The 23,845-nt window shown below is 35.5% G+C and carries 12 protein-coding genes; 4 read left to right on the top strand and 8 right to left on the bottom strand.

The features are described 5' to 3' along the window. The first annotated feature begins 121 nt into the window (after nt 1-121). The 4 genes from C8P67_RS04770 to mgrA all read left to right on the top strand — a co-directional run bounded on the left by C8P67_RS04770 (nt 122) and on the right by mgrA (nt 6,303). Nucleotides 122-1,219, top strand: coding sequence for an SGNH/GDSL hydrolase family protein (locus tag C8P67_RS04770; protein ID WP_115810908.1), 1,098 nt, complete (start codon nt 122-124; stop codon nt 1,217-1,219). Further along, on the top strand, nt 1,209-2,588 hold the full coding sequence (locus tag C8P67_RS04765; RefSeq protein WP_115810906.1) for a sialate O-acetylesterase: 1,380 nt from the start codon (nt 1,209-1,211) through the stop codon (nt 2,586-2,588). Before C8P67_RS04770 ends, C8P67_RS04765 begins: the two co-directional genes overlap by 11 nt. A 349-nt stretch (nt 2,589-2,937) precedes the next feature. Then, entirely contained in the window at nt 2,938-5,226 is a 2,289-nt protein-coding gene (gene bglX, locus C8P67_RS04760) for a beta-glucosidase BglX (protein WP_115810904.1), read from the top strand. Between the two features lie 120 nt (nt 5,227-5,346). Then, nucleotides 5,347-6,303 carry an L-glyceraldehyde 3-phosphate reductase gene (mgrA, locus tag C8P67_RS04755; RefSeq protein WP_115810902.1) on the top strand — a complete coding sequence of 319 codons (957 nt, stop codon included), beginning with the start codon at nt 5,347-5,349 and terminating at the stop codon, nt 6,301-6,303. Nucleotides 6,304-6,359: 56 nt separating this feature from the next. Here the strand turns inward: mgrA and C8P67_RS04750 are convergent, their stop codons facing one another. From C8P67_RS04750 to C8P67_RS04715, 8 genes are all read right to left on the bottom strand, one after another. After that, entirely contained in the window at nt 6,360-8,786 is a 2,427-nt protein-coding gene (locus C8P67_RS04750) for a DUF4982 domain-containing protein (RefSeq protein WP_115810900.1), read from the bottom strand. Nucleotides 8,787-8,830: 44 nt separating this feature from the next. Continuing rightward, the gene (locus C8P67_RS04745) at nt 8,831-9,991 is read right to left on the bottom strand and encodes a glycoside hydrolase family 53 protein (RefSeq protein ID WP_115810898.1); all 1,161 of its coding nucleotides are present in this window, start codon (nt 9,989-9,991) and stop codon (nt 8,831-8,833) included. 115 nt (nt 9,992-10,106) lie between these two features. Continuing rightward, nucleotides 10,107-11,255 (bottom strand): SusE domain-containing protein, encoded by a 1,149-nt coding sequence (locus tag C8P67_RS04740; RefSeq protein WP_115810896.1) that lies wholly within the window; start codon nt 11,253-11,255, stop codon nt 10,107-10,109. Between the two features lie 32 nt (nt 11,256-11,287). Next, the gene (locus C8P67_RS04735; RefSeq protein ID WP_115810894.1) at nt 11,288-12,886 is read right to left on the bottom strand and encodes a RagB/SusD family nutrient uptake outer membrane protein; all 1,599 of its coding nucleotides are present in this window, start codon (nt 12,884-12,886) and stop codon (nt 11,288-11,290) included. A gap of 11 nt (nt 12,887-12,897) precedes the next feature. Beyond that, nucleotides 12,898-15,876, bottom strand: a complete 2,979-nt coding sequence (locus C8P67_RS04730) for a SusC/RagA family TonB-linked outer membrane protein (RefSeq protein ID WP_245980371.1) — start codon at nt 15,874-15,876, stop codon at nt 12,898-12,900. Nucleotides 15,877-16,109: 233 nt separating this feature from the next. Beyond that, complete coding sequence (locus C8P67_RS04725; protein ID WP_115810890.1) at nt 16,110-20,153, bottom strand: hybrid sensor histidine kinase/response regulator; 4,044 nt, start codon at nt 20,151-20,153, stop codon at nt 16,110-16,112. A 235-nt stretch (nt 20,154-20,388) separates the two neighbouring features. Further along, on the bottom strand, nt 20,389-22,377 hold the full coding sequence (locus tag C8P67_RS04720) for a glycoside hydrolase family 97 protein (protein ID WP_115810888.1): 1,989 nt from the start codon (nt 22,375-22,377) through the stop codon (nt 20,389-20,391). Continuing rightward, entirely contained in the window at nt 22,377-23,672 is a 1,296-nt protein-coding gene (locus C8P67_RS04715; RefSeq protein ID WP_115810886.1) for a glycoside hydrolase 5 family protein, read from the bottom strand. The genes C8P67_RS04720 and C8P67_RS04715 overlap by 1 nt, the downstream gene beginning before the upstream one ends. Nucleotides 23,673-23,845: the final 173 nt, after the last annotated feature.

Genomic DNA, 23,845 nt, shown 5'->3' with positions numbered 1-23,845 from the left:
TTTTTGTACATGAATGTGTTCTTGCAGATTTTTGATTATAGTTTGAAAAAATAGTATATATTATTAAATTGTAATCAATTTATATTTGTTGTCTATACTATTATAAAAGCTTTAAAAGATTATGAATTACAAAAAAAAATACTATTTATTTTTATTGATTCTCATTTCGTCTTTTTCATTTGCCCAAAAAACGGCTGAAAATCAATCATTTTTTGATTATGACGGAAGAATCGAAAAATTAGCAGACAATAAAGCTGTACTGATAGGTGCTGCTGCTTCGGTTTCTTTTGACTTTGTTGGGGATTCTTGTTCAGTTTCTCTGCAAAGTGTGGAGGATCATCAAAATTATGTTTCGATAGAACTTGACGGAAACTATATTGGGAGAGTTCGAATCGAGAAGGGGGGAATACAAAACTACCCTGTTAAAGCTTCTAATAGCAAAAAAACGCATCACCTTTCGATTTACAAAGCTACCGAAGCAGCTAACGGAGGTGTTTTATTTGCAGGGACAACAGCTAAATTAACAAAAAACACAGCATCCAAGAAGAAGAAAAAAATTGAACTGATTGGTGATTCTATAACTTGCGGTTATGGTAATGATTTGTCTTCGATTCCGTGTGGTGCTGGTGATTGGTACGACCAGCATAATGCGTATTGGGCTTACGGGCCGGTTCTTTCCAGAGCTTTGAATACTGATTTTGTATTGAGTTCTGTTTCGGGTTACGGCATGTACCGCAACTGGAATGATGAGCATGAGAATGAACCAAATATCCCAGATGTTTATGAAAATTTATATCTAAACAAAGACAGTTCAAAACCGTATGACTTTGCTTTTCAGCCTGATTTGGTAAGTATCTGTTTAGGAACTAATGACCTTTCTGACGGTGACGGAAAAAAAGCAAGACTGCCGTTTAATGAAGAAAAATACGTTTCCAATTATATCGGATTTATCAAAACGGTTTACAAACATGCTCCTAATACCCGAATTGTACTGTTGACAAGCCCAATGGTTTCAGGTGAAAAAAATGTGACTTTGGTAAAATGTCTGAAAAAAGTAATTCAGGCTTTTGAAAATGATAAAACACACAAACCAATTGCATTATTCGAATTTCAGCCAATGTCACCAAAAGGCTGTGGTTACCACCCAGATATTGCAGATGATAAAGTGATGGCAGATCAATTAATTCCTTATTTTAAAAAGCTGCTAAATGAAAAATAAGATAACTGCATTTATTCTTTTCCTGATATTTTCAAATACCGCTTCCGCAAATGTTACGCTTCCGAATATTTTTTCGGATAATATGGTTTTACAGCGTAATAGCGAAGTGCTGTTTTGGGGATTTGCCAATCCGCAGGAAGAAGTTGTGATTACGCCAAGCTGGAATAATGAAAGCTATAAAATAAAAGCAAGTAATCAGGCGAAATGGGAGATATTAATTCCGACGCCAAAAGAAGGAGGGCCATATTCTATTACGATAAAAGGATACAATGAAGTCGTACTGAAAAACATTCTGATTGGCGAAGTCTGGATTTGTTCAGGACAGTCCAATATGGAAATGAATGCCGGTTGGGGAATAGAGAATGGTGATGAAGCAGTAAAAAATGCTGCAAACCCTAATATGAGACTTTTTTTAGTGCCAAAATTGACAGCTACAACTCCGCAGAATAATATCTCAGGAAACTGGACGGAATGTTCGCCAGAGACTATGAAATATTTTAGTGCTGTGGGTTATTTTTTTGGAAAACGACTGCAGGAAGAATTGAAAAACGTACCGATTGGTTTAATTTCATCAAACTGGGGCGGAACACCGGCAGAGATTTGGACACCGGAAGAAGTGATTCAGAATGATGCGGTTTTATTGGAGACAGCAAAGACACGTAAAGAAGAGAGTTACGGTCCCAATCAGCCTGGACGAGCTTTTAATGCAATGATTTATCCGTTGACAAAGTTTAAAATAGCTGGAGCATTGTGGTATCAGGGAGAAAGTAATGTGGGATCTGAGGTTTATGACAAAACGCTTTCGGCTTTAATCACGTCTTGGAGAAAATTATGGGGATATGATTTTCCGTTTTACTATGTTCAGATTGCGCCTTATAAATATGGAGAAGATCATTTTAGCGGAACGATTGTCCGCAATTCACAGCGAAAAGTTTTGCAGGAAGTTCCAAACACGGGAATGGTTGTGACAAGTGATATTTCGCCTACAGATGATATTCATCCAAAAGATAAAAAATCGGTGGGGATTCGTTTAGCGAATCTGGCTTTGGCCAATACTTACAAAACAAATACAGCTTTGGTAAACGGACCGCTTTATAAAGGAATTGCAATCGACAAGAATAAAGTGACAGTCACTTTTGATTATGCCGATGGATTATATTTTAAAGATAAAAAAGCCGATATGTTTGAAGCTGCAGGTGCTGATAATGTGTTTTATAAAGCAAATGCAGTTATAAAAAATAATGCTGTAGTATTGAATTCTGATCAGGTTAAAAAACCGGTGAAAGTTCGTTATGCTTGGAAAAATACAGATCAGGCGGCACTTTTTAATAAGGCTAATTTGCCAGCTTCGTCTTTTATAACGGAATAAATTCAAATTATTTAAGCATAAAAGACCTATTTGTTTTAGTTTTTGCAACATCTGTTTTAGTCGAAAGAGAATTAGAAAAGTAAATTGCTTCCTGATTTTTATGACAAATTTTTATCAGTTTTAAATTGGGTAAGAAAATAAAGTGTCTTAAAATCCGTGAAGCTGCGTGAGGGATAGAACAAGGCGCCATAGCGCTCGTGATAGCCCGACCGCGATGAGGAAAGGGGGCGAATAACGATTCCTATGATTCAGCCCCCTTTTCTCATCGTGGTCACGCCCAAATAATTAGGGCACAACAGCTGGTTTTTTTGAAATATGATGACGCAAAAAATAATCTTTAACTTTTAAAATGAAAAAAAAAATTACTGCAGGGATTTTTACCCTGATTACAATTGGAACTATGAATGCACAAAAATTACCTCATTTAGATAAAACTAAACCTGTTGAAGAACGTGTTGATCTGCTGTTGAAGCAAATGACACTGGAAGAGAAAGTGGGGCAGATGAACCAGTACAATGGTTTTTGGGAAGTGACTGGACCTGCGCCAAAAGGCGGGACTGCCGAATTGAAATATGAGCATCTGCGCAAAGGATTAGTTGGGTCTATGCTGACGGTTCGCGGTGTGAAAAATGTACGCGCTGTACAGAAAATTGCAGTCGAAGAAACCCGATTGGGAATTCCGCTGATTATTGGTTTTGATGTGATTCATGGTTATAAAACATTGAGTCCTATTCCGCTTGCAGAGTCTGCGAGCTGGGACTTGGAAGCGATAAAAAAATCGGCGGCTATTGCGGCTGATGAAGCTTCGGCATCTGGAATTAACTGGACTTTTGGACCAAATGTAGATGTTGCCAATGATGCCCGCTGGGGACGCGTGATGGAAGGAGCAGGAGAAGATCCGTATTTGGGAAGTAAAATTGCAACTGCCAGAGTGAAAGGTTTTCAGGGAGAAACTATCGCCGATTTGGCAAAAGTAAATACTATTGCAGCCTGCGCGAAGCATTTTGCTGCTTATGGTTATGTAGAGGCAGGACTGGAATATAACATCGTGGATATTAGTAATTCTAAATTGTACAATTCGGTTTTACCGCCGTTTAAAGCGACTGTTGATGCTGGTGTCCGCACATTTATGAATTCATTTAATACACTAAATGGAGTTCCTGCTACTGGAAACGTGTTTTTGCAGAGAGATATTCTGAAAGGAAAATGGAAGTTTGATGGTTTTGTGATTTCTGATTATGCTTCGATCCGCGAAATGATTGCGCATGGTTATGCCAAAGATGAGGAAGATGCGGCTTTGAAAGGGGTTGTTGCAGGATCGGACATGGATATGGAATCATATCTGTATGTAGCGAAACTAGTTGGTTTGGTTAAAGAAGGAAAAGTTAAAGAAGCACTGGTAGATGATGCAGTCCGCAGAATTTTGCGTGTGAAATTTGAATTGGGATTATTTGATGATCCTTATAGATATTGTGACGAAAAACGCGAAAAAGAAGTTATAGGAAGCAAAGCCAATAATGAAGGCGTTTTGGACATGGCCAAAAAATCTATTGTACTTTTAAAGAATGATAAAAGTTTATTGCCTTTAAAGAAATCAGGGCAGAAAATCGCTTTGATCGGTGCTTTGGCAAATGATAAAAATAGTCCTTTGGGAAGCTGGAGAATAGCATCTGATGATAATACGGCAGTTTCCGTTTTAGAAGGAATGCAGCAGTATAAAGACAATAAACTGACTTTTGAAAAAGGAGCAGATTTAACAGTTGGGAAAACTTCCTTTTTAGATGAGGTTGTTTTCAACACTACGGATAAAAGCGGTTTTGAGGCAGCTAAAAAAGCGGCTAAGGATGCAGATGTTGTTGTAATGGTTTTGGGAGAACATGGTTTCCAAAGCGGTGAAGGACGAAGCAGAACGGATCTTAATTTGCCAGGTGTACAGCAGGAACTGCTGGAAGAAATTTATAAAGTAAATCCAAATATCGTTTTGGTTTTAAATAATGGACGTCCGTTGAGTATTCCGTGGGCGGCAGAACATATTCCTGCTATTGTTGAGGCTTGGCATTTAGGAACTCAGACAGGAAACGCTGTTGCGCAGGTTCTATACGGAGATTATAATCCAAGCGGCAAACTGCCAATGTCTTTCCCAAGAAACGTAGGTCAGGTGCCGATTTACTACAACAGATACAGCACAGGAAGACCTACAGATAGTGATAAAAACGTGTTTTGGTCGCATTATACAGATGTTGAAAAAACACCTTTATTTCCGTTTGGTTTTGGTTTGAGTTATACAGCATTCGAATATAAAAATCTGAAGTTAAATAAAACTGCGTTCGCAAAAGGGGAGTCTGTTCAGGTTTCAGTTGAGGTTACTAATTCAGGAAATTATGACGGAAAAGAAGTGGTGCAATTGTATATTCATGATGATTATGCAAGTATTATCCGCCCGATAAAAGAGCTGAAAGGTTTTGAATTGGTTAACTTGAAAAAAGGGGAGACTAAAACAGTTTCATTTACTTTAACCGATAAAGAACTTGGTTTTTATGATAATGATGGGAATTATTTAGTAGAACCGGGAACTTTCAAAATTATGGTAGGAGGGAACTCTGATAAAGGATTGGAAAGCAGTTTTGAATTGAAGTAGATTTCAAACTAAACTGAAAATATTTTCACGCAGTTTTAGCAGATCATTGTAATCTGTTAGAACTGCGTGATTTTTTTATGTATTTTTAAATTTTTAAAACCTTCAATCATTAAATAAAAAATGAAATATAACAGATGCGGAAAAAGCGGGCTGTTACTGCCTGAGATTTCTTTAGGATTATGGCATAACTTTGGCTCAGTGGATAATTTTGAAAATGCCGAAAGTATTGCTAAAGAAGCTTTTGATAAAGGAATTACTCATTTTGATTTAGCAAATAATTACGGCCCCGTTCCAGGCTCTGCCGAAGAGAATTTTGGTAAAATATTGTGGCATAATTTTCAGGGAAATCTTCGTGATGAAATAGTAATTTCGACCAAAGCCGGTTACACTATGTGGGATGGACCTTATGGAGACTGGGGATCCCGTAAATATTTATTATCGAGTTTGGATCAGAGTTTAAAGCGTATGAATATTGATTATGTAGATATTTTTTATTCGCACCGTCCTGACCCTGAAACGCCGATTGAAGAAACCATGATGGCTCTTGATCATGCTGTAAGAAGCGGAAAAGCCTTATATGTGGGAATCAGCAATTATTCTGCTGAGCAGACAAGAGTTGCTGTTGATGTTTTAAAACAGCTGGGAACGCCTTGTCTCATTCATCAGGCAAAATATTCCATGTTAGTGCGCTGGGTAGAAGAAGGACTGTTAGATGTTTTAGAAGAAAAAGGAGTAGGCTGTATTGCGTTTTCACCTTTGGCACAAGGGCTTTTAACTGATAAATATTTAAATGGAATTCCAGAAAATTCCAGAGCTCATAATCCGAACGGGCATTTAAGAGAGGATGAGGTTACGGAGGAACGTATTCAGAAATTAATTCAGCTGAACGAAATTGCTAAAAACCGAAATCAGTCTTTGGCACAAATGGCTTTGGCTTGGCTGCAGAAAGACAAAAGAATTACTTCGGTATTAATTGGTGCAAGTTCCGTCAGACAGTTAAATAATAATATCGAATGTCTGCAGAATCTGAATTTTACACAGGATGAAATAAATGTAATCGAAAAAATATTGGCATAAAAAATGGGGCAATTTGCCCCATTTTTTTTAGAAATTGAAAGATATTTTAACTATTTCTAGTTCGAAGAATTAAGAGTTACTGCTGCGGTTTTTAGACCTTTTGCGCTAACTGTTAGTTCTATGTTTCCAGCTTCTTTCAGCGATTGAACAAGTACTACTGCTTTTCCGCTAAAGGCTTTCATTGTTGGCAGATGAAATAATTCTAATGAAGTTGCATCTCCATTGCATGCTGCTCTGTAAGTTCCTTTTCCAGTAACTTTAAACTGCAGCTGATTGACAGCATTTGGGCATGGAATTCCTTTTTCATCTACTATTGAAACCGTAACATAAGACAGATCTTTACCATCGGCTTTGATTGTTTTTCTGTCCGGATCAAGTACTATTTTATAGGCTTTTCCGGCAGTATGAATTTCCTCTTCTGCGACTGCTTTGCCATCTTTATCTAATGCAACAACTTTTACAGTTCCAGGTTCGTACTTAACATCCATCCACATTAAACGGTATCTGTTTTGTGGTGTTGTATTGTTCTTTTTTTGAATACCCATACTTTTTCCGTTTACAAAAAGCTCGGCACTGTCATAATTAGTGTATACAAATACTGGTGTTACCTGACCTTCGCGTCCTTCCCAATTCCAATGTGGCAAAATGTGTAAGGTTTTCTCGCTTTTGTTCCAACGGCTTTTGTACAAATAAAATCTATCCTTTGGCAATCCTGCTAAATCATTTATTCCAAAATAGGAACTGCGGGAAGGCCATTTTTCATCATAAGGAGTTGGTTCTCCTAAATAATCAAAACCTGTCCAGACAAATTCGCCTATAACCCAAGGTTTGTCATCCTGTAAAACAAAATCTTCATCTGGTACATTAGACCAGCTGCAGGCTTCTAAATCATAAGAAGAACATTGAAAATCTGGATATTGTTTGTCTTTGGCCTGTACTACAGGAAATTTATAAATTCCTCTAGAACTAACGGTAGATGCTGTTTCAGAACCTAAAATAAATCCTTGCGGAAATTTTTTAAATGCTTCTTCATACAAATGAACGCGGTAATTTAGTCCAGGTATGTCAAGCAAAGCTCCAAAACCAGATTCCATAGTTGCTTTTACCTGATCCATACCAACAGTAACGGGTCTTGTAGGATCTTCACGGTGGAAAATTTCCTGCAGCCATTTGGCACGTTTTACTCCTTCATCTCCCCATTGATCAGGAACTTCATTTCCAGAGCTCCACATTACAATAGATGGATGATTTCGGGTAGCGTGAACTAGATTCACAATATCTTTTTCAGCATATTGTTCGAAAAAACGGTTGTATCCATTCTCAACTTTAGGTTTTGCCCATTCGTCAAAACTTTCTGCCAGAAACATGAAACCCATTTCATCACATAATTCTAATTGTTCCAATGAAGGCATATTATGCGAACTGCGGATTGCATTACAGCCCATATCTTTCAGTATTGTTAACTGACGGCGCAAAGCAGCCACGTTTACAGCTGTTCCCAAAGGGCCTAAATCATGGTGCAGACAAACGCCTTTAAACTTTCTGATTTCACCGTTTAAACTAAATCCTTTATTGGCTTCGTATTTTATGTCACGAATTCCAAAACGGGTCGTAACTTCATCTTTCAATTCGCTGCCTACAAACCATTGCGAAACGGCTTTGTACAAATAAGGAGTTTCAGGACTCCATAGCTTCGGATTTTGAACTTTAATGTTTTGATCAAATTCATTTCCGAATTTTGTCGTTACTTTATCTGAACTCACTTTTTGACCATTAGCATCAAAAATTGTAGTAACCAGATAGCCATTTTCTCCAGAAGCCTTAGTTTTTATATTTACTTTAGCCTCATCTTTACTGATAAAAGGTGTTGTTACAGAAGTTCCCCATTGGTCGATGCTTTCCTTATTTTTGATAATAAGGCTTACTTTTCTATAAAGACCAGCGCCTGGATACCAGCGCGAAGCAAACTCTTTATTAGTTAGCTTTACAGCCAAAGTATTTTCTCCAGCCGTGATAAAATCAGTTATGTCAAAATAAAAATAGCTGTAGCCATAAGCCCATTCACCCACTTTTTTACCGTTTAGGTAAATCTGCGGTTCGCTCATGGCACCTTCGAAAAGCAAAATCACTTTTTTGCTTTTTTCTGCAGCCGAAACTGTAAATTTATTTCGGTACCAAGCTGTGCCTACATGAGGTAAAGAGCCTGTTCTTCCAGTTTTTTCAGAAGCTGCTGTTTCACCATTCTGAACAATTGCAACGCTCTGTTTGTCTATTTCTTTATCAAATGGACCGTAAATTGCCCAATCATGCGGTACAGTTACTGTCTGCCATTTTGAATCAGCAAAATTGGTTTGAAAAGCATTCTCGAAATCTCCTTTTTGAAATTTCCAGTTGTTGTCCAATTCTCTTACTATACGCACTTGAGAAAAGGAAATCTGCGTTACTATAAAAAAAGCGAATAGAAGAGTTTTAAACTGTTTCATTACAAATGTTTTATATTTAATTTTTGGATGTCCATGACTATAAATTATTTAGAGCCATTATAGAACTGCATTCCTAAAGTTGCTTTATTTGTATTGTCAAATAAAGTAGCATTATCCCAATGAGAACCTGTACCCCAAAGAGTTTTGCATGATGTAGAAACCCATGCTGGTTCCCAATAAATAATACCTTCTCCTCCGGCTGCAGCTACTACCTCTTTTAGTTTCTTTAGATACCCTAATTGCCCTGCCTGAGTAGCTTGATATCCATTGATTAAAGCTTCGGTACCAAGGTTGTTACTAGCGTTATCATTATTATTTAAAGTAAATGGATAAGCTGTTTCAACAATCATCAGTCTTTTTTTATAAGTGCTTATCAGCGTTTTGATAGGTGTCGAAACATCGTTCAGCGTATATTCAGAATAACTAGGGTAGTAGGACAATCCAATCCAATCGTAGTCGGTAATTCCATTTGCAGTTGCTTCCTTAAACCACCACAATGCATTTTCGGGCTGTGCAATATGGAGCATAACTCCTATTTTTTTGTTTTTATCTTTTGAAATATCACGTACAGCTTTGATACCGTTGTTAAGAAGATAAGAATTTCGTGTCCAGTTAATTGGCCAGACAAGCTCGTCGCCCTGCAGAATCATTGGATTTATTTCGTTTCCAACCTGTACTATTTCTGGCAGCAGGTTTTCTTTTGATAAATCATTTAAGGTTTTATACGTATAATCATAAAGCAGTTTTCCTAAAGCTTCTTTGTTATTCATTTGGCTTGCCCAAGCAGCTGGAATTTTCTGCTTTTCCGGATCTGTCCATGTATCAGAGTAATGAAAATCCAGCAGAACGTTCATACCTAAGGCTTTTGCTCTTGAAATTGTTTTTTTTACATCATTAAAATTGGAATAATTTGTCCAAGTAGGATTATGCCATAAACGAACGCGGACCAAATTTGCACCCGCTTCCTTAAAAATTTTATAAGCATCCTGCGCTACACCTTTATCATTTTTATAAACAGCACCACAATCTTCCATTTCGTTTAAATATGAAAGATCCGCACCATAATAAAAAGAAATATTTTCGGTAACTGGAGGAGTTACAACAGGATCTTTTTCAGTTGATTCACTATCACTTTGGCAGGAGCCTAAATTTAAAAAGGCTAGAATCGCAAATGTGCTGATGTATAATTTCTTTATGTTTTTCATCTATTGATACTATTTTGTTTTTATTTGAATATGCAATGAGCATAGCCGCTATTGGTATTTGATGATTTTCAACTTGCCAATTTTAGACTATGCTCATTTTATAACATTTTTAAATTTATTCTAATGTTATTGTTTTGTCAATTGCATTTATAGTTAATTTATATGCTCCTGGAGTACCAGTAAATTTAAAATTAGCATCATCGCTTCCGTCATTAACAAAATTAGGGTCGATTGTATAACCTGCCTCTTCGTAAGAAGCAAAGTTATTTTCCTTATCCCATGTATTAAAGATATGGAAAAATCTGAAAACATCATTTGACAAAATAATAGGTGCTGACCAAATGTTTGGTGTAGTTTCTATGAACTCAACTGTACTAGCAGTATTAAATCCCCATCCGCCTGGTACTGCTCCTCCTACAGCCCAAAGGTTGGTAGAAGCTGTCATTACAATTGTTTTATTAGTATTATCAATTGTAAGAGTGTAAATTCCAGGAGTTCCCACGAATTTAAAGTTGCTGTCATTGTCTGAAGCATCTTCTAAGTTTGCATCGATAGTATAACCTTCTTCTTTATAATGTGAAAAACCTAAAGCTGATGACCAGTTTCCTGATTCTTGGAAAAATCTAAAGTTTCCAGTAGTAAATTTTGCTTTAAATTGTAAAACATTATTATCACATTTCATTTCACCTTCTGGTTTAAAATTCCAAGCGATATCTGTCAAAGCATTTCCAACGGCATAAAGAGAAGGACAAGCTGTTCCAGTCGCTGCTGTTTCAATCCATTCGATAGAAATAACCTGTATTTCAGATAATGTTTCATTTGCACCTTGTGTTCCGGCAGTTGCTTTCAATCTGAAATATACCTGCCCTTTGTTATTTGCAGAACCATCTGTATTAGTTGTTGCAGGATCACCATCAAGACCTAAATCTTTAGCAAAGCTTAATAAATTATCAACAGTAACTGCAATGTTAGTTTCGGTGGTAGTTCCTACCACTTTAAAGTTTGCAAAATCGGAGGTAATAGCTCCCTGAAGCTCATAAGTAATATTTGTCGCCACTCCAAAATCTGCTGCTTCCCACATAAATCTATCAGCTATGTTTGCTTTTGTAGCTGGTGCGATTAAATAGTTAGCTGCAAAAGAATTGGTAAACGCAATACCATCAGCATCGGGTGTCGCAACAAAAACAGGAGAATTATCGTCAGAACAAGCATTAAAACTTAGTAGTGTTATAAATGCTATAAATAGTAAGATTATTTTTTTCATTGTATCTATATTTTATTTTTATCTATATTTTTTTAGTAACCTGTGTTTTGTATAAGATTTGGATTGGCAGCTATACTTGCTTTAGGAATTGGGAATAATTTATATTTATCGTTAATACCAATACCACTTACCACGTTTCCTTTCCAAGACCAGTTGTAAACACCTCCGGTGAATTTTCCAAAACGGATTAAATCCTGTCTTCTGTGAGCTTCACCATATAATTCTACCATTCTCTCGTTAAGAATCAAATCAAGATTAAGGTCGGCTGTTACAATCATATTCGTATTGTTTGCTCTGGCGCGCAATAGATTAAAATAGTCTCTTGCAGTAGTTAATGAACCTCCGGAAGCTCCTCTAAGGACAGCTTCACCATACATTAAATAAACATCGGCTAATCTAAACATTGGGAAGTCTGTATCAACCATTTCTCTTACAAATTCATTTAATCCTGTAGATGTTTTATTAGACCATTTTGCAGTAATATACCCAGTTCCATAATTGTTCATATCCAACATTTCTATGGTTCTGTCTTTGCTGATGATAGTATTTCTGTCATCATTGTCATAGTTTCCGTTTAGCATAGTTTCTGAGAATTGTTTGGTAACTCTCAATCCTCCAGCCCATCCTGGAACACTAAAATCGGCAGCATTTTTTTCTAAACTTCCTACCTGCGCATTAATTAATACCGTAGTTGGACCATAATTTTGCGTTACTACACCATCAGAAACAATAGGGAATATGATTTCGTTTTTGGCTGAGTTACTATTATTATCAGCATTAAAGTTATTGGCATATACCGGAGATAAAGTATATCCTGCATCAATTATATTTTTACAATTAGTAAGACACTCATCGTATTTTTTCTCACCGATAAAAACTTCTGCATTCAAATAAATTTTGGCTAGTACCATCCATGCAGCAGCTTTATCTGCTCTGGCATATTCATTCTGACGGGCATCTTTTAAGTCCGGCAAAATTGCGTTTAATTCAGATTCTACAAAAGCAAATAATTGTTTGCGATCGTATTGTGGCGATTGATAAGCTCCAACAGGGTCATTTTCTGTAACAAATCCTGCTTTACCAAATAAATCCATTAAATGATAATAAGCTAATGCTCTTAAAAAACGGGCTTCGGCTCTGTAGGTTTTAATTTCACTGCGTAATTCAGTACTTACACCACGGCTGTCTAATTTAGCATCTGTTGTTTGTCTAAGATATTCGTTAGCAAAAGCTACCTGTGTCATACATCTTCCAAAAAAACCACGGATGATTACATTGTCAGATGTCCATGTATTATTATTTAATCCTTTTAATCCCGGATCATTTTCCCATGACCATTTAACTTCGTCTGTAGTTAATTCCTGCATGTTCCAAAAACCTCTTCCATATTGGCTTGTTCCTGCGTCAAGACCAGAAATGTTAGAACTTCCCGGCCCCGTAGCCCCTGTTAAAGTTAAATTACCATAAACACCCGCTAAACCTTGTTTATAAGATTCAGGCGTAGAATAAAAGTTTTCTACCAGTAATACATTAGGATCCTCAATGTCAATATTAAGATCATTTGTACAGCCAGTCAATACTAATACAGTCCCTAAGATGTAAATTACTTTATGTTTTAATATATTCTTCATACTGTTTCTTTTTAAAATTTCATATTAGCACCTATTAGATAGGTTCTAGGACGAGGAGTTATTGAATTATCGATTCCGTTTTCAAATACCTCCGGATCTAAACCTGAGTAATTGGTGATAGTAAATACATTTTGTACACCAGCAGTCAAACGTATAGAGGATTGGGCACTAAAAGTTTCCTTAAATGTATATCCAAAGGTTACATTGTCCATTTTTAAAAACGAAGCATTTTCGATGTAGTAATCAGATAATAATACGGCTTCGTTAGACTGGAAATTGGTATCTAAAACTGAAGTTGGTATGTTGGATACTACTGAACTGTTTCTTAGTAAATTATATTGTGCTCTTGAAGCATTAGCAGCATTATATACGTAATTACCTAAATTTGCTCTCATATTAAAAGATAAGTCCAGGTTTTTATATGACATATTTGATGCAAATCCCATACTTACTGTAGGCATACCATTATGATGAATGTATAAATCATCACTGTTGATTGTATTATCGCCATTCAGATCGGCATATGCTCCCTCAATTGGCTTACCGGCTTCATTATAAATTTGTTTGTACACATAAAAAGAATAAGGAGTATAACCTACTCTATGTATCTGTGCAGTAGATCCCGTACCTGAGCCTGTTGAACCCATGAACTGATCCTGACCTAATGCCAGACTATTAATTTGTGTTTTTATAAAAGTACTGTTGAAATTAGCATTCCAATTAAATCCTTTTGGGTTTTTAATTATATCTCCATTTATAGAAAATTCAATTCCCTTTGATGTGAAATCACCAATGTTCTGGAATCCCGAATTACTAAAGTTAGAACCATCTGAAATAGCGGCATTAGCAAGTAAATCTTTAGACTCTTTGTAAAAACCTTCAACAGTAGCTGATAATCTATCGTCAAACAGTCCAAAATCGATAGCGGCATTATAAGTTGTAGTTTCCTCCCATTTTAGATTTTCATTTCTAAACTGCGGTATTCCAATATTTGTAATTGTATTTCCAAAAATATACTGAGAAGTAGGTAAGCCTCGGATATATCTTGACATATACAAATCTAAATTTGCCTGCCCAATATCCTGCTGTCCAGTTACACCCCAGCTCATTCTTAATTTTAAATTAGATAATGTTTTAGATTCTGGGAAAAAATCGTCCTTGATTTTCCAGGCAAAAGCTGCTGCAGGGAAATTACCCCAGCGGTTGTCTTCACTAAAACGGGAAGTACCGTCTCTACGATAAGAAAATGTAAAAAGGTATTTATCGTAAAAAGAAAAGTTTGTTCTTCCAAAGAATCCAATTAAAACTAAATCCGGATCTACGTTTGTAACAGGAGAACTATCTACACCGTCGTCCAATAATTCATTAGAGGCATATCTTTTATTCGTGAACTTTTGATACGAATAACCGCCTGTAACATCAAAATTTAAAATTCCTATTGCTTTTTTATAAGCCAAATATCCATCTAATAAATTATTGCTCTGTTCATTAGAATATTCAGTTGAAGAACCTATAATACGTCCATCAGCCTGAGAAAGCGGATTCTGGTCTGAAGTTCTTGAAAAACCATCAGCTGAACTTTTGTCTAAACCAACATTTAAAACTGCTGATAATTCAGGTAAAAAATGGAACGTATAATCTAATTTTACATTTCCGTATATTCTTTTTACCTCACTTCGGCTGTTGGTCTGAAGCAAATCTGCTACCGGGTTCAACGGTGCACGTTCTGTTAAATCACTTTTGTTGATAACGCCGTCATTATTATCTTTATAATATTGAAAGTATCCTCCAAACGGAGAGTTAGCATCGTACACAGGCTGTGTAGGATCAAAAGTTATTGCTGTTCCCTGAACTCCTTTGTTAAATCTGTTTTTTTCCAAAGAAGCATTTGCATTAACAGTAATTTTTAAATGATTATCCAGTACACTTGGATTCAAAGATATCGAAGCGTTGCTGCGTTCAAATCCTGAAGTTAATATCAAACCTTCCTGTAATGTTCTGCCGACAGAAAGTCTTGACGGAACTTTGTCAAACAGCATTCCATTCACAGAAAAATTCAAATTAGAAGAAATACTGTTTCTGTAAATTTCTTTCTGCCAGTCAGTATTTGCTGTTCCTAATAAAGGTAATAAGGTTGGATCTTGTTCCGCTATCAAACTTCTTATTTCGTTAGCATTAAAAACATCTACTGTATTAGTAATTGTATTAACACCCATATTCATATCTAAGCTTGCTGAAAGGGTTTTAGTTCCTTTTTTTAACGTGATAATAATAACACCGTTTGATGCTCTAGAACCATATATAGCTGTAGCTGCAGCATCTTTTAAAACAGAAAAAGATTCGATGTCACTAGGATTAATAGAACTCAATACAGAACGTGAGCCTCCTATTGTATTATTATCTACGGGTAAACCGTTAATTACGATTAAAGGATCGTTTGAAGCTCCTAATGAAGCTCCTCCACGAATTCTAATCGTTGACCCAGAACCTGGATCACCACCAGTTGTAATGGTCAAACCAGCAACTCGTCCTGTTAAAAGATTTTCTGCAGTAACAATGTTTCCTTTATTAAAATCTTTTGACATCACAGCAGTTACTGAGGCTGTTGCAGACTTCAATTTGGTACTTCCGTAACCAATAACAACAACTTCATTTAGTTTTTGATTCTCTTCTAATAAACGGACGTTAAGAGTTTCTGATTTTACTGTAATTTCAACTTTTCGATATCCCATATAAGAAAATACCAAAATGTCATTTTCATTTGCCTGGATTTGATATTTACCATCAAATCCCGTTGTAGTTCCCTGGTTAGAATTCTTAAGAGTTACACTTACTCCAGGAAGAGAACTTCCTGTTCCAGCATCTGTAATAACTCCTGAAACTTTTAATTTTTGACCGAAAGCTGCTACGGATAAAAATAAAAACAACCCAATTAAAAAATGTTGTTCTACATTAAAATAGCGCCTTCCTTTTCGATAGCGGTTCATCATAAACTGTATATTTAAGTTAGTTTTGGTTTAACGGGTATCTCTATTTGTTTTAATAATTACAAATAGAGAATCCATTAATTTACAGGCGAAAATACCTCCGTTCAGTGACTTTTCAGAGGGGTCATTTTCATCGATTAGGGGTGAGGAATTCGTTGTTTTGGGAGGGGGAAATTAAATAGCAATCAATTAGAAAAAAAATAAGTAAAAAAAATACATATTAGCTAAAAAAACGCTTAAGATTTTGAGAATTCGGAAGGGTTCTTTTTGAACTTCTCTTTGAACAGTTTACTGAAATATTTGCGGTCAGAATAGCCCACTTTATAGCAGGCATCCGAAACAGAATAGCCCAAATCTTCTATAAGCTGTTTTGCGATTGAAAGTCTGTAATCACGAATAAATTCTACATAAGATAATCCGGTTAAAGCTTTTATTTTTTTGTACATTACCGAATGGCTCATCCCAATTTCTTTTGCAATTACTTCAGCTTTTAGATCATTTGATTCCAGCTTGGGTTCTAAACTTGTATACAGGCGCTGCAGAAATAATTGATCAGGTGAACTGATAGCAAGTTCTTTTGGATTTAAAAGATTATCGCTTATAAATTTTTCACGGATTAATTTTCGATTGTTAAGCAGATTGCTGACCCTTGCTTTTAATAATTCTTCATCATAAGGTTTGGCTATATAATCATCGGCTCCTGTTTCGAAGCCTTCCATCGTGTTTTGTATAGTAGTTCTTGCCGTTAAAATAATAATTGGAATATGACTTGTAAAAGTGTTTAATTTCAATTTTTTTACAAATTCAATTCCGTCCATTACAGGCATCATTACGTCGCTTATAATTAAGTCTGGAAATTTTTCGGAAGCAGTTTTCAATCCTTCTTCACCATTAAAAGCTTGAAGAATTACATATTCATTACTCAATATTTCTTTTAATGATTCCTGAATGGCTGTGTTATCTTCAACAATTAAAATGGTTTCTTTTTTAATTTCGTTTTTTACCGTTTTTTGTTTTAAATGTTTAATAGTATCCAATTCCTGTTTTGGCACAAGAGTTGTTTTTTCAATTTCATTTTCATAAAAATGAATATTCGATTTTGGCAGCCTTACCTCAAAAATACTTCCTTTGCCTTTTTCACTTTTCACTTCAATAGAACCTTTATGAAGGTCTATAATTTCTTTTGCAATAGACAAGCCTAAACCAAATCCTGATTTCTCATCTGTTTCTGCATTTTTAATTTGGTAAAAACGATTAAATATTTCTCTTAGATTTCCTTCGTACATTCCAATGCCGGTATCTTTCACTATCAGATACACGGCTTCATCATCAGTTTCTATTTCAATATTGATCGTTCCGCCGTTTTTAGTGAATTTAAAAGCATTTGTCAATAGATTATAAAGTACTTTTTCGAATTGATTTTTGTCAAACCACAAATCTATCTTTGGATTTTCCGAATTAAAAGTATACTCGATGCCTCTGTCTGAAGCAATTTCAGAAAACGACAGATAAATCTCTTTGCAATAGGAAACAAAGTCGCCTTCGGTAATTTTTAAATGGACATCATTTGTTTCAAATTTTTTAATATCTAAAAGTTCATTGACCAGCTGCAGCAGTAAATTACTGTTTTTCCGAATGGTATGTGCCGATTTCAGCTGTCTGCTTTCCAGCATTTCGCCTTTATCAAACAATCGGTTTATCGAACTCAAAATTAAGGTCACAGGAGTTCTGATTTCATGCGAAATATTGGTAAAAAACTGCTGTTTCAGGTTGTATAATTCTTTGTCTTTCTCGTGAGTCAGCCTCTCAAACTCCAGATTAGTTTTTAAACGCTCCCATTCGATAGTGTATTTTCTAAATAAATAAAATAGAAAAACCAATACAGCTCCATAAATTAAATAAGCCCACCATTGGAGCCAATAAGGTCTTAAAATATGAATTTTTACAGAAGCATATTCTTTTCCCCATTGCCCGCCTATTTCTTTACTTTTTACTTTAAAGATGTAGTTTCCGGGGGATAAATTGGTGAAAGTTGCTGTTCTGTCTTTTCCGATAAAACGCCAGTCGGCATCAAAATTTTCCATTTTAATGGCATATTCGCAGCTGTTAGAAAAAGGAAACTGCAATGCCGAAAACTCAAAAGTCAATACATCCTGATTATGATCGAGCGTAATCTCTTTTGTAAATGCAATGTCACTGGTTAAGATTCCATTTTTTTCAGCAGGAACTTCTTTATTGAATAATTTAAAATTAGTAAGCTTCACTTTTGGAGGCTTACTGTTCATTTCGATTGTTTTTGGATTCAGCTTTACAACACCGTCAATTCCGCCAAAATAAATCCATCCTTTCTCGTCTTTAAAAATAGAATTGATGTGAAATTCGGATGTTATTTTAGGAAGACTGTTAAAGGTTTTGGTCGAATAATTGTAATTGATAATGCCTTGTTTGGTACTAAACCAAATGGTATGGCTGTCATCCTCAATAATACCTGTTACCGTTTGATATTTAATGTTGTCATTTTTTTCAAAACGTTCAATTTTATTGGTTTTTAAATTCATCCGATTGATACCTCCGCCGGCAGTACCAATCCACAAATAGCCTTTGGAATCTTTACATAATGAAAAGATATTATTATTACTGATTGTTGTTGAATCTGAATCTTTGTGTTTAAAATATCGAAACAGTTTTTTCTTAGTATCAAAAACATTTAATCCGCCTCCAAAAGTGGCAATCCATATTTTATCTCCATCCTGAACCATGTCAATAAGGTTGTCATTGTTTATGGTTCTGTTATTATTTGCACTTTCTCTGTAGCTGATGAATTTTTCGGTTTTGGTATCAAAATAATTCAGACCGCCCCCCCAAGTAGCAACCCATAAATTATGGTCTTTATCCTCAATAATATCTCTTACATCATCATAACTAATAGAGCTTTTATTTCCAAACTTATGATTGAACTGCTCAAACTGATCATTTTGTCTATTGAATTTTACAAGTCCGTTTTTGAAAGTGCCCAGCCATAGCATTCCGTCAGTCGTTTCAATAATTTTTTGAATGTAACGGCCCTTTATAGCGGTATTATGATATTTTTCATTATAGTATCTCGTTTTGTTGGATGCGGCATTAAAGACAGTTAATCCTTCGCCGTCAAGTCCCATATATAATTCTTTATTTTTTTTATAAATCGAAAGTACTGGCGACGGATTTAAACCTACAATATCACTAAACAGCAATTCGCTTCTGTTTTTTTTGTCCAAAACACTAATTCCATTCCATGCCGTTCCAATCCATATATTAGAATCGGAATCATCAATTATGGTATAAATTGAATTTCCGGAAAGCGAGGTCTCTAATTGCGGATTGTATAAATAGTTGTGAATTACCGAATGATTGGAATTGGGATACTCTACTTCGAAAACGCCATTACCATCGGTACCAATCCATAAATTGTTTTTGCTGTCTATTTTTACAGAACGGACAATATTTATTTCTTGTTTTAAAGCTAAATTATCCTTTAAAAAATCAGAGAATTTTTGTGTTGCCAAATCATATAACAGCAGACCGCTTCCGCTGGTGCCTATAAGAATTTTGTCAGGATTTAAAGCCGAAATAACATTTATGAAATCAGAAACATATATTTTTTCAGATTTAATCTGGGTGAATTTTTTTTCAGTTTTATCAAATAAAAATAAGCCGTTACCAAAAGTCCCGATCCACAAATTTTTATTTTTATCTTCATAAATACTGGTAATACTGTTGCTTTTTTTGGTTTGATTGTTGTTGAATTTATTGGTGTAAGAAACAAACTGTCTGGTAATTGGATTAAAGCTTGACAGTCCTTTTTCGGTACCGAGCCAGATAAATCCTTTTGAGTCTTCAATTAACGTGCTGACGTTGTCAGATATCAGCGATTTTGGATTGCTGGGATTGTTTTTAAAAATTTGAAAAGTATCATTTAATGGATTGTAATAATTCAATCCGCCCCCTAGGGTCGTAATCCAGATTCTGTTTTTACTGTCAATTAAAATATCCGAAATATCATTGGATCCAATGGTGCTATTTCTCTTGTTGTATACTTTTATACCCAGACCGTCATAACGGTTTAATCCATTATTAGTGCCGATCCAAACAAATCCGTCCTTTTCTTTCGCCATGCTGGTAATTCTGCCATTAGACAGCCCAGATGATTTATTTATCTTTTTAAAGACAGTTTGGGATTGGGAAAAACAAGTTACCGTGCCTAAAATAAATAAGGCAAAATAGTTTAATAATAGTTTCAAAATTTGTGGTATTAGAGCGTATAAAAGTAGTCACTTTCTAATTGTAAATCAAAATATGTAATTAAGTATATGATACTTTTTCTCTAATGGATTAAAGCAGCTACAATCTAGAAAGAAATATAAAGGTAAAATTGACACTAATTTCACGAATTTTCACAAACTATTGCGTCTGTAGTTCGTGTAATTAATTTTACGAATGAATTCGTGAAATTCGTGTTTACTAATGATTTTTCAGTTATTTCACCTGAACAATCATTGCTAATCCGCCACCACTAACCAATCGGTATTTTAATTTTGCTGCTGAATCTATTGTAATAATTTCTCTCTTGTAGTCATTCGCAGCTTTGTCAGCGTTTAATCCGTCAGAGAAAATTTCGGCTTCGTATTTTTTGTTTTTTTCAAGGAAAGAAAAATCAATAGTTATTTCTCTGGAATCCCAGTTTGTGATTGCTCCTAAATACCAAGCTGAATCTTTTCTGCGGGCTATTGCCACAAATTTTCCAACTTCGCCATCCAAAGCCACTGTTTCGTCAAAAGTAGTCGGCGTTTTGGCAATGAAATCGGTGCTTTCCTGTTCTTTCATATAAGCCGTTGGGCTGTCAGCCATCATCTGCAGAGGCGCTTCAAAAATAGTGTATAACGCCAGCTGATGGCATCTTGTTCCCTGACTTACAGGATTGGAGTGACTTGGTTTGAACTCACTTTTGGTCGCATTACGCATTGCTCCAGGAGTATAATCCATCGGTCCCGCCATCATTCTGATAAACGGAATTGAACAGTCATACGTTGGAACATTATCATTTGGCGTCCATTTATTATTTTCCAGACCTTTTACACCTTCAAAGTTTAAAATATTCGGAAAAGTACGTTGGATTCCTGTTGGTTTATACATGCCGTGAAAGTCTAGAAGCAGTTTGTTATCGGCTGCTTTTTGCGCAATATCATAAACAGAACTTACCATTTTGGCATCGTCACGATCTAAGAAATCTACTTTGAAACCTTTGATTCCCAAGCCAGCATAATTCTTTAAAATTCCGTCTGTGTTTTTGGTCAAAGCCACCCATGAACTCCATAAAATAATCCCGACATTGCGTTCTTTTCCATAAGCGATTAAAGCTTCCAGATCAACATTTGGATTGTGTTTCATGATGTCATCTTCCAGACTCCATCCTTCGTCTAAAACTACATATTCTACTTTGTTCTTGGATGCAAAATCAATGTAATATTTATAAGTTTCAGTATTAATTCCAGCTTTAAAATCGATATTGTAAATGTTCCAGTCATTCCACCAGTCCCATGCGACTTTCCCTGGTTTTATCCAGCTGATGTCTTTAATTTTCGTTGGTTCAGATAATTTCAGAACCATATCATTATTAGCCAAATCTCTGTCATTTTCTGAGATAACAACAATTCTCCAAGGGAAATTTCGGGTTCCTTTGGTTTTAACCAAATAATCAGCTCTTTCTGTAATTAATCGGTTAATGTTATTGAATCCGCCGTTTTTTTCCTGTAAAGGATATTTGGAAAAACGGCTTTCAAAACCAGATTTAGAAATGTTATTGGTTACAAATAATCCCGGATAATCTTCCAGATTTGCTTCTAGGAAAACGGCTTTTTTATGATTTTTAAAATCAATTAAAAACGGCAGAAATGCCAAAGTATCCTTGGCAAATTCGCTGATTTTTTTGTTTTCATAATGTGCTTCAAAAGAAGAAATATAAGGATCTTTCGGATTTCTTAAATCACGGACATAAGGAATCAGTGTGTTATAATCCTGATCGAAATTCAAGACTACTTCTTCATTTTTTACAGTAATATCTTTTTTTCTTTTGGTAATAAAACGATAGGCTGCACCATCATCAAAAACACGATATTCAATGCTGAAATCATTTTTGAAATTCAAAGTCAGCTGATTGTAATTGTTTTTGACTGATTTTTTTTTGTAAAAAGGAGATTCAAATGAAGTGTTGATAGTTTCTTTTTCCGAATTTAAAACAACAGCATTTTTTCCTAAAATATCGTTTTCAGCCAAAGACATTGACATTGCCGATGGAGCCAGAACAATATCTTTTTCATGCGAAATGGTCCAGGTTATTTTGTCACTAACAGCAATTGTAATCTGAATTTTTCCGTTTGGAGATTTCAGCGTAAAGTCTTGTTTCTTTTGGGCAAAAGAAAGATTGAAAAAGGATAAAATAAGGAATAATGATATTGTCTGCTTCATTAATTTTTGAATTTAGAATTGTATTTTTTAACGATTTGCAAAGTCGATTTATCAGAAGAAAAAACCGAATTCAATCCTTGTGGCTCCTGTGGAGGATCAGTAGTTAACGGATCGCCTGGATTCCATTTTCCATCGGCAGTAACAGGTTTTCCTTCACCGCCAAATCCCCAGAAATTAGCTGCCTGCAATACGCCGTTATTAGCTACGCTTTCTGCTACACGGTTAAAGATATAATTGTAGAAAATATCTCTGTTAGCAACAGATGTGCCATTTAACAGGCTCTCATTTTCTCTTGGCAGACCAAATTCTTCGATGATAATAGGTCTTTTTAAATTCTGGGCAACTTTGATATGCTTGTCAATATAAACACCTGCGTTTTCAAGTGTTGCTGGTAAAGTTTTCTCTGCATTGTCAGCTTTGAACCAATTCCAGTTTTTCGGCCAGATATGCATTGTCAAATAATCAATGTTTGGATTTTTATGAGTTCTCTCAAAAATTTCTATGTTGTCATTCGAACTATTTAATCCTTCAGAACCTGTAGAAATCAAATGGTATTTATCTAAACTGTCAATTAAGTCAACAATATTATTCAGCCAAACAGTAAATTTCTCTTCGTTTTCTACAGTGAAAAGCCTTGGCTCATTTCCAACCTGCCAAGCCATAATCGTGTTGTCTTCGATATATTTTCTTTTAGTATAAACATTTGTTCTGCCAACAATGAACTTTACATGATTATTCAAGCTTTCCATACAAGGCTCACAACTGTAAAATTGTTGTGTATACTCCATAAATTGAGGCCAGGTATTTGGTGCAATAGCAGGGACTGGAATAGGACCTTTGCCATTCCATTCTAAATATTGGGACATTCCGCCTGACCACTCCCAGTTATTAGTCAGAAATAAAACTGCATACATATTGCGTTTACCCATTTCGGCAATAAGGAAATCCAAACCATCTAATAAGTCTTCATCATATTTACCCTGTTCATACTGCAAAGCTGGACGAACTGTAAAATCATATTTTCCGCCGTCACCGCCAACTAGAATTCTAAGGTTGTCAATACCGTTTTTTTTCATTAAATCTAGTTCACGAAGCAGTCTTTTTCGGTCGCCCACTTTCTTGGAAGCCAATAAACTTCCGTACCAATAGTTTGTTCCGATGTATGCATAAGGCTTGTCGCCTTTGTAAAACTGCGTTCCTTTTATTGTGATTCTGGCTTGCTGTTTTTGGGCAAAACCGTCAAGGTTTGCAAGTACTAATACGATTAATACAAAATTTAAGAATGTCTTTTTCATTGTTTATTTTTTAGAGACTAATCCTGCCATCCGTTACAAGTTCTCACAGTAAAAGTAAGGTTTCTAAAATTACAAAAAGAGCTCTTTTGACCGCTTTTTGCAATAAGAAATTTTGCTTTTCCAGTTTCAGGTTTACATTGCTGGGGAAGGACTCAACGTTATTTTATTAAACT

Origin of the sequence: Flavobacterium aquicola, from assembly GCF_003385115.1 — a bacterium.
Classification (GTDB): Bacteria; Bacteroidota; Bacteroidia; order Flavobacteriales; family Flavobacteriaceae; genus Flavobacterium; species Flavobacterium aquicola.
Note: the sequence above shows the minus strand (reverse complement) of the source record. Positions and strands in the feature narration are given on the sequence as shown.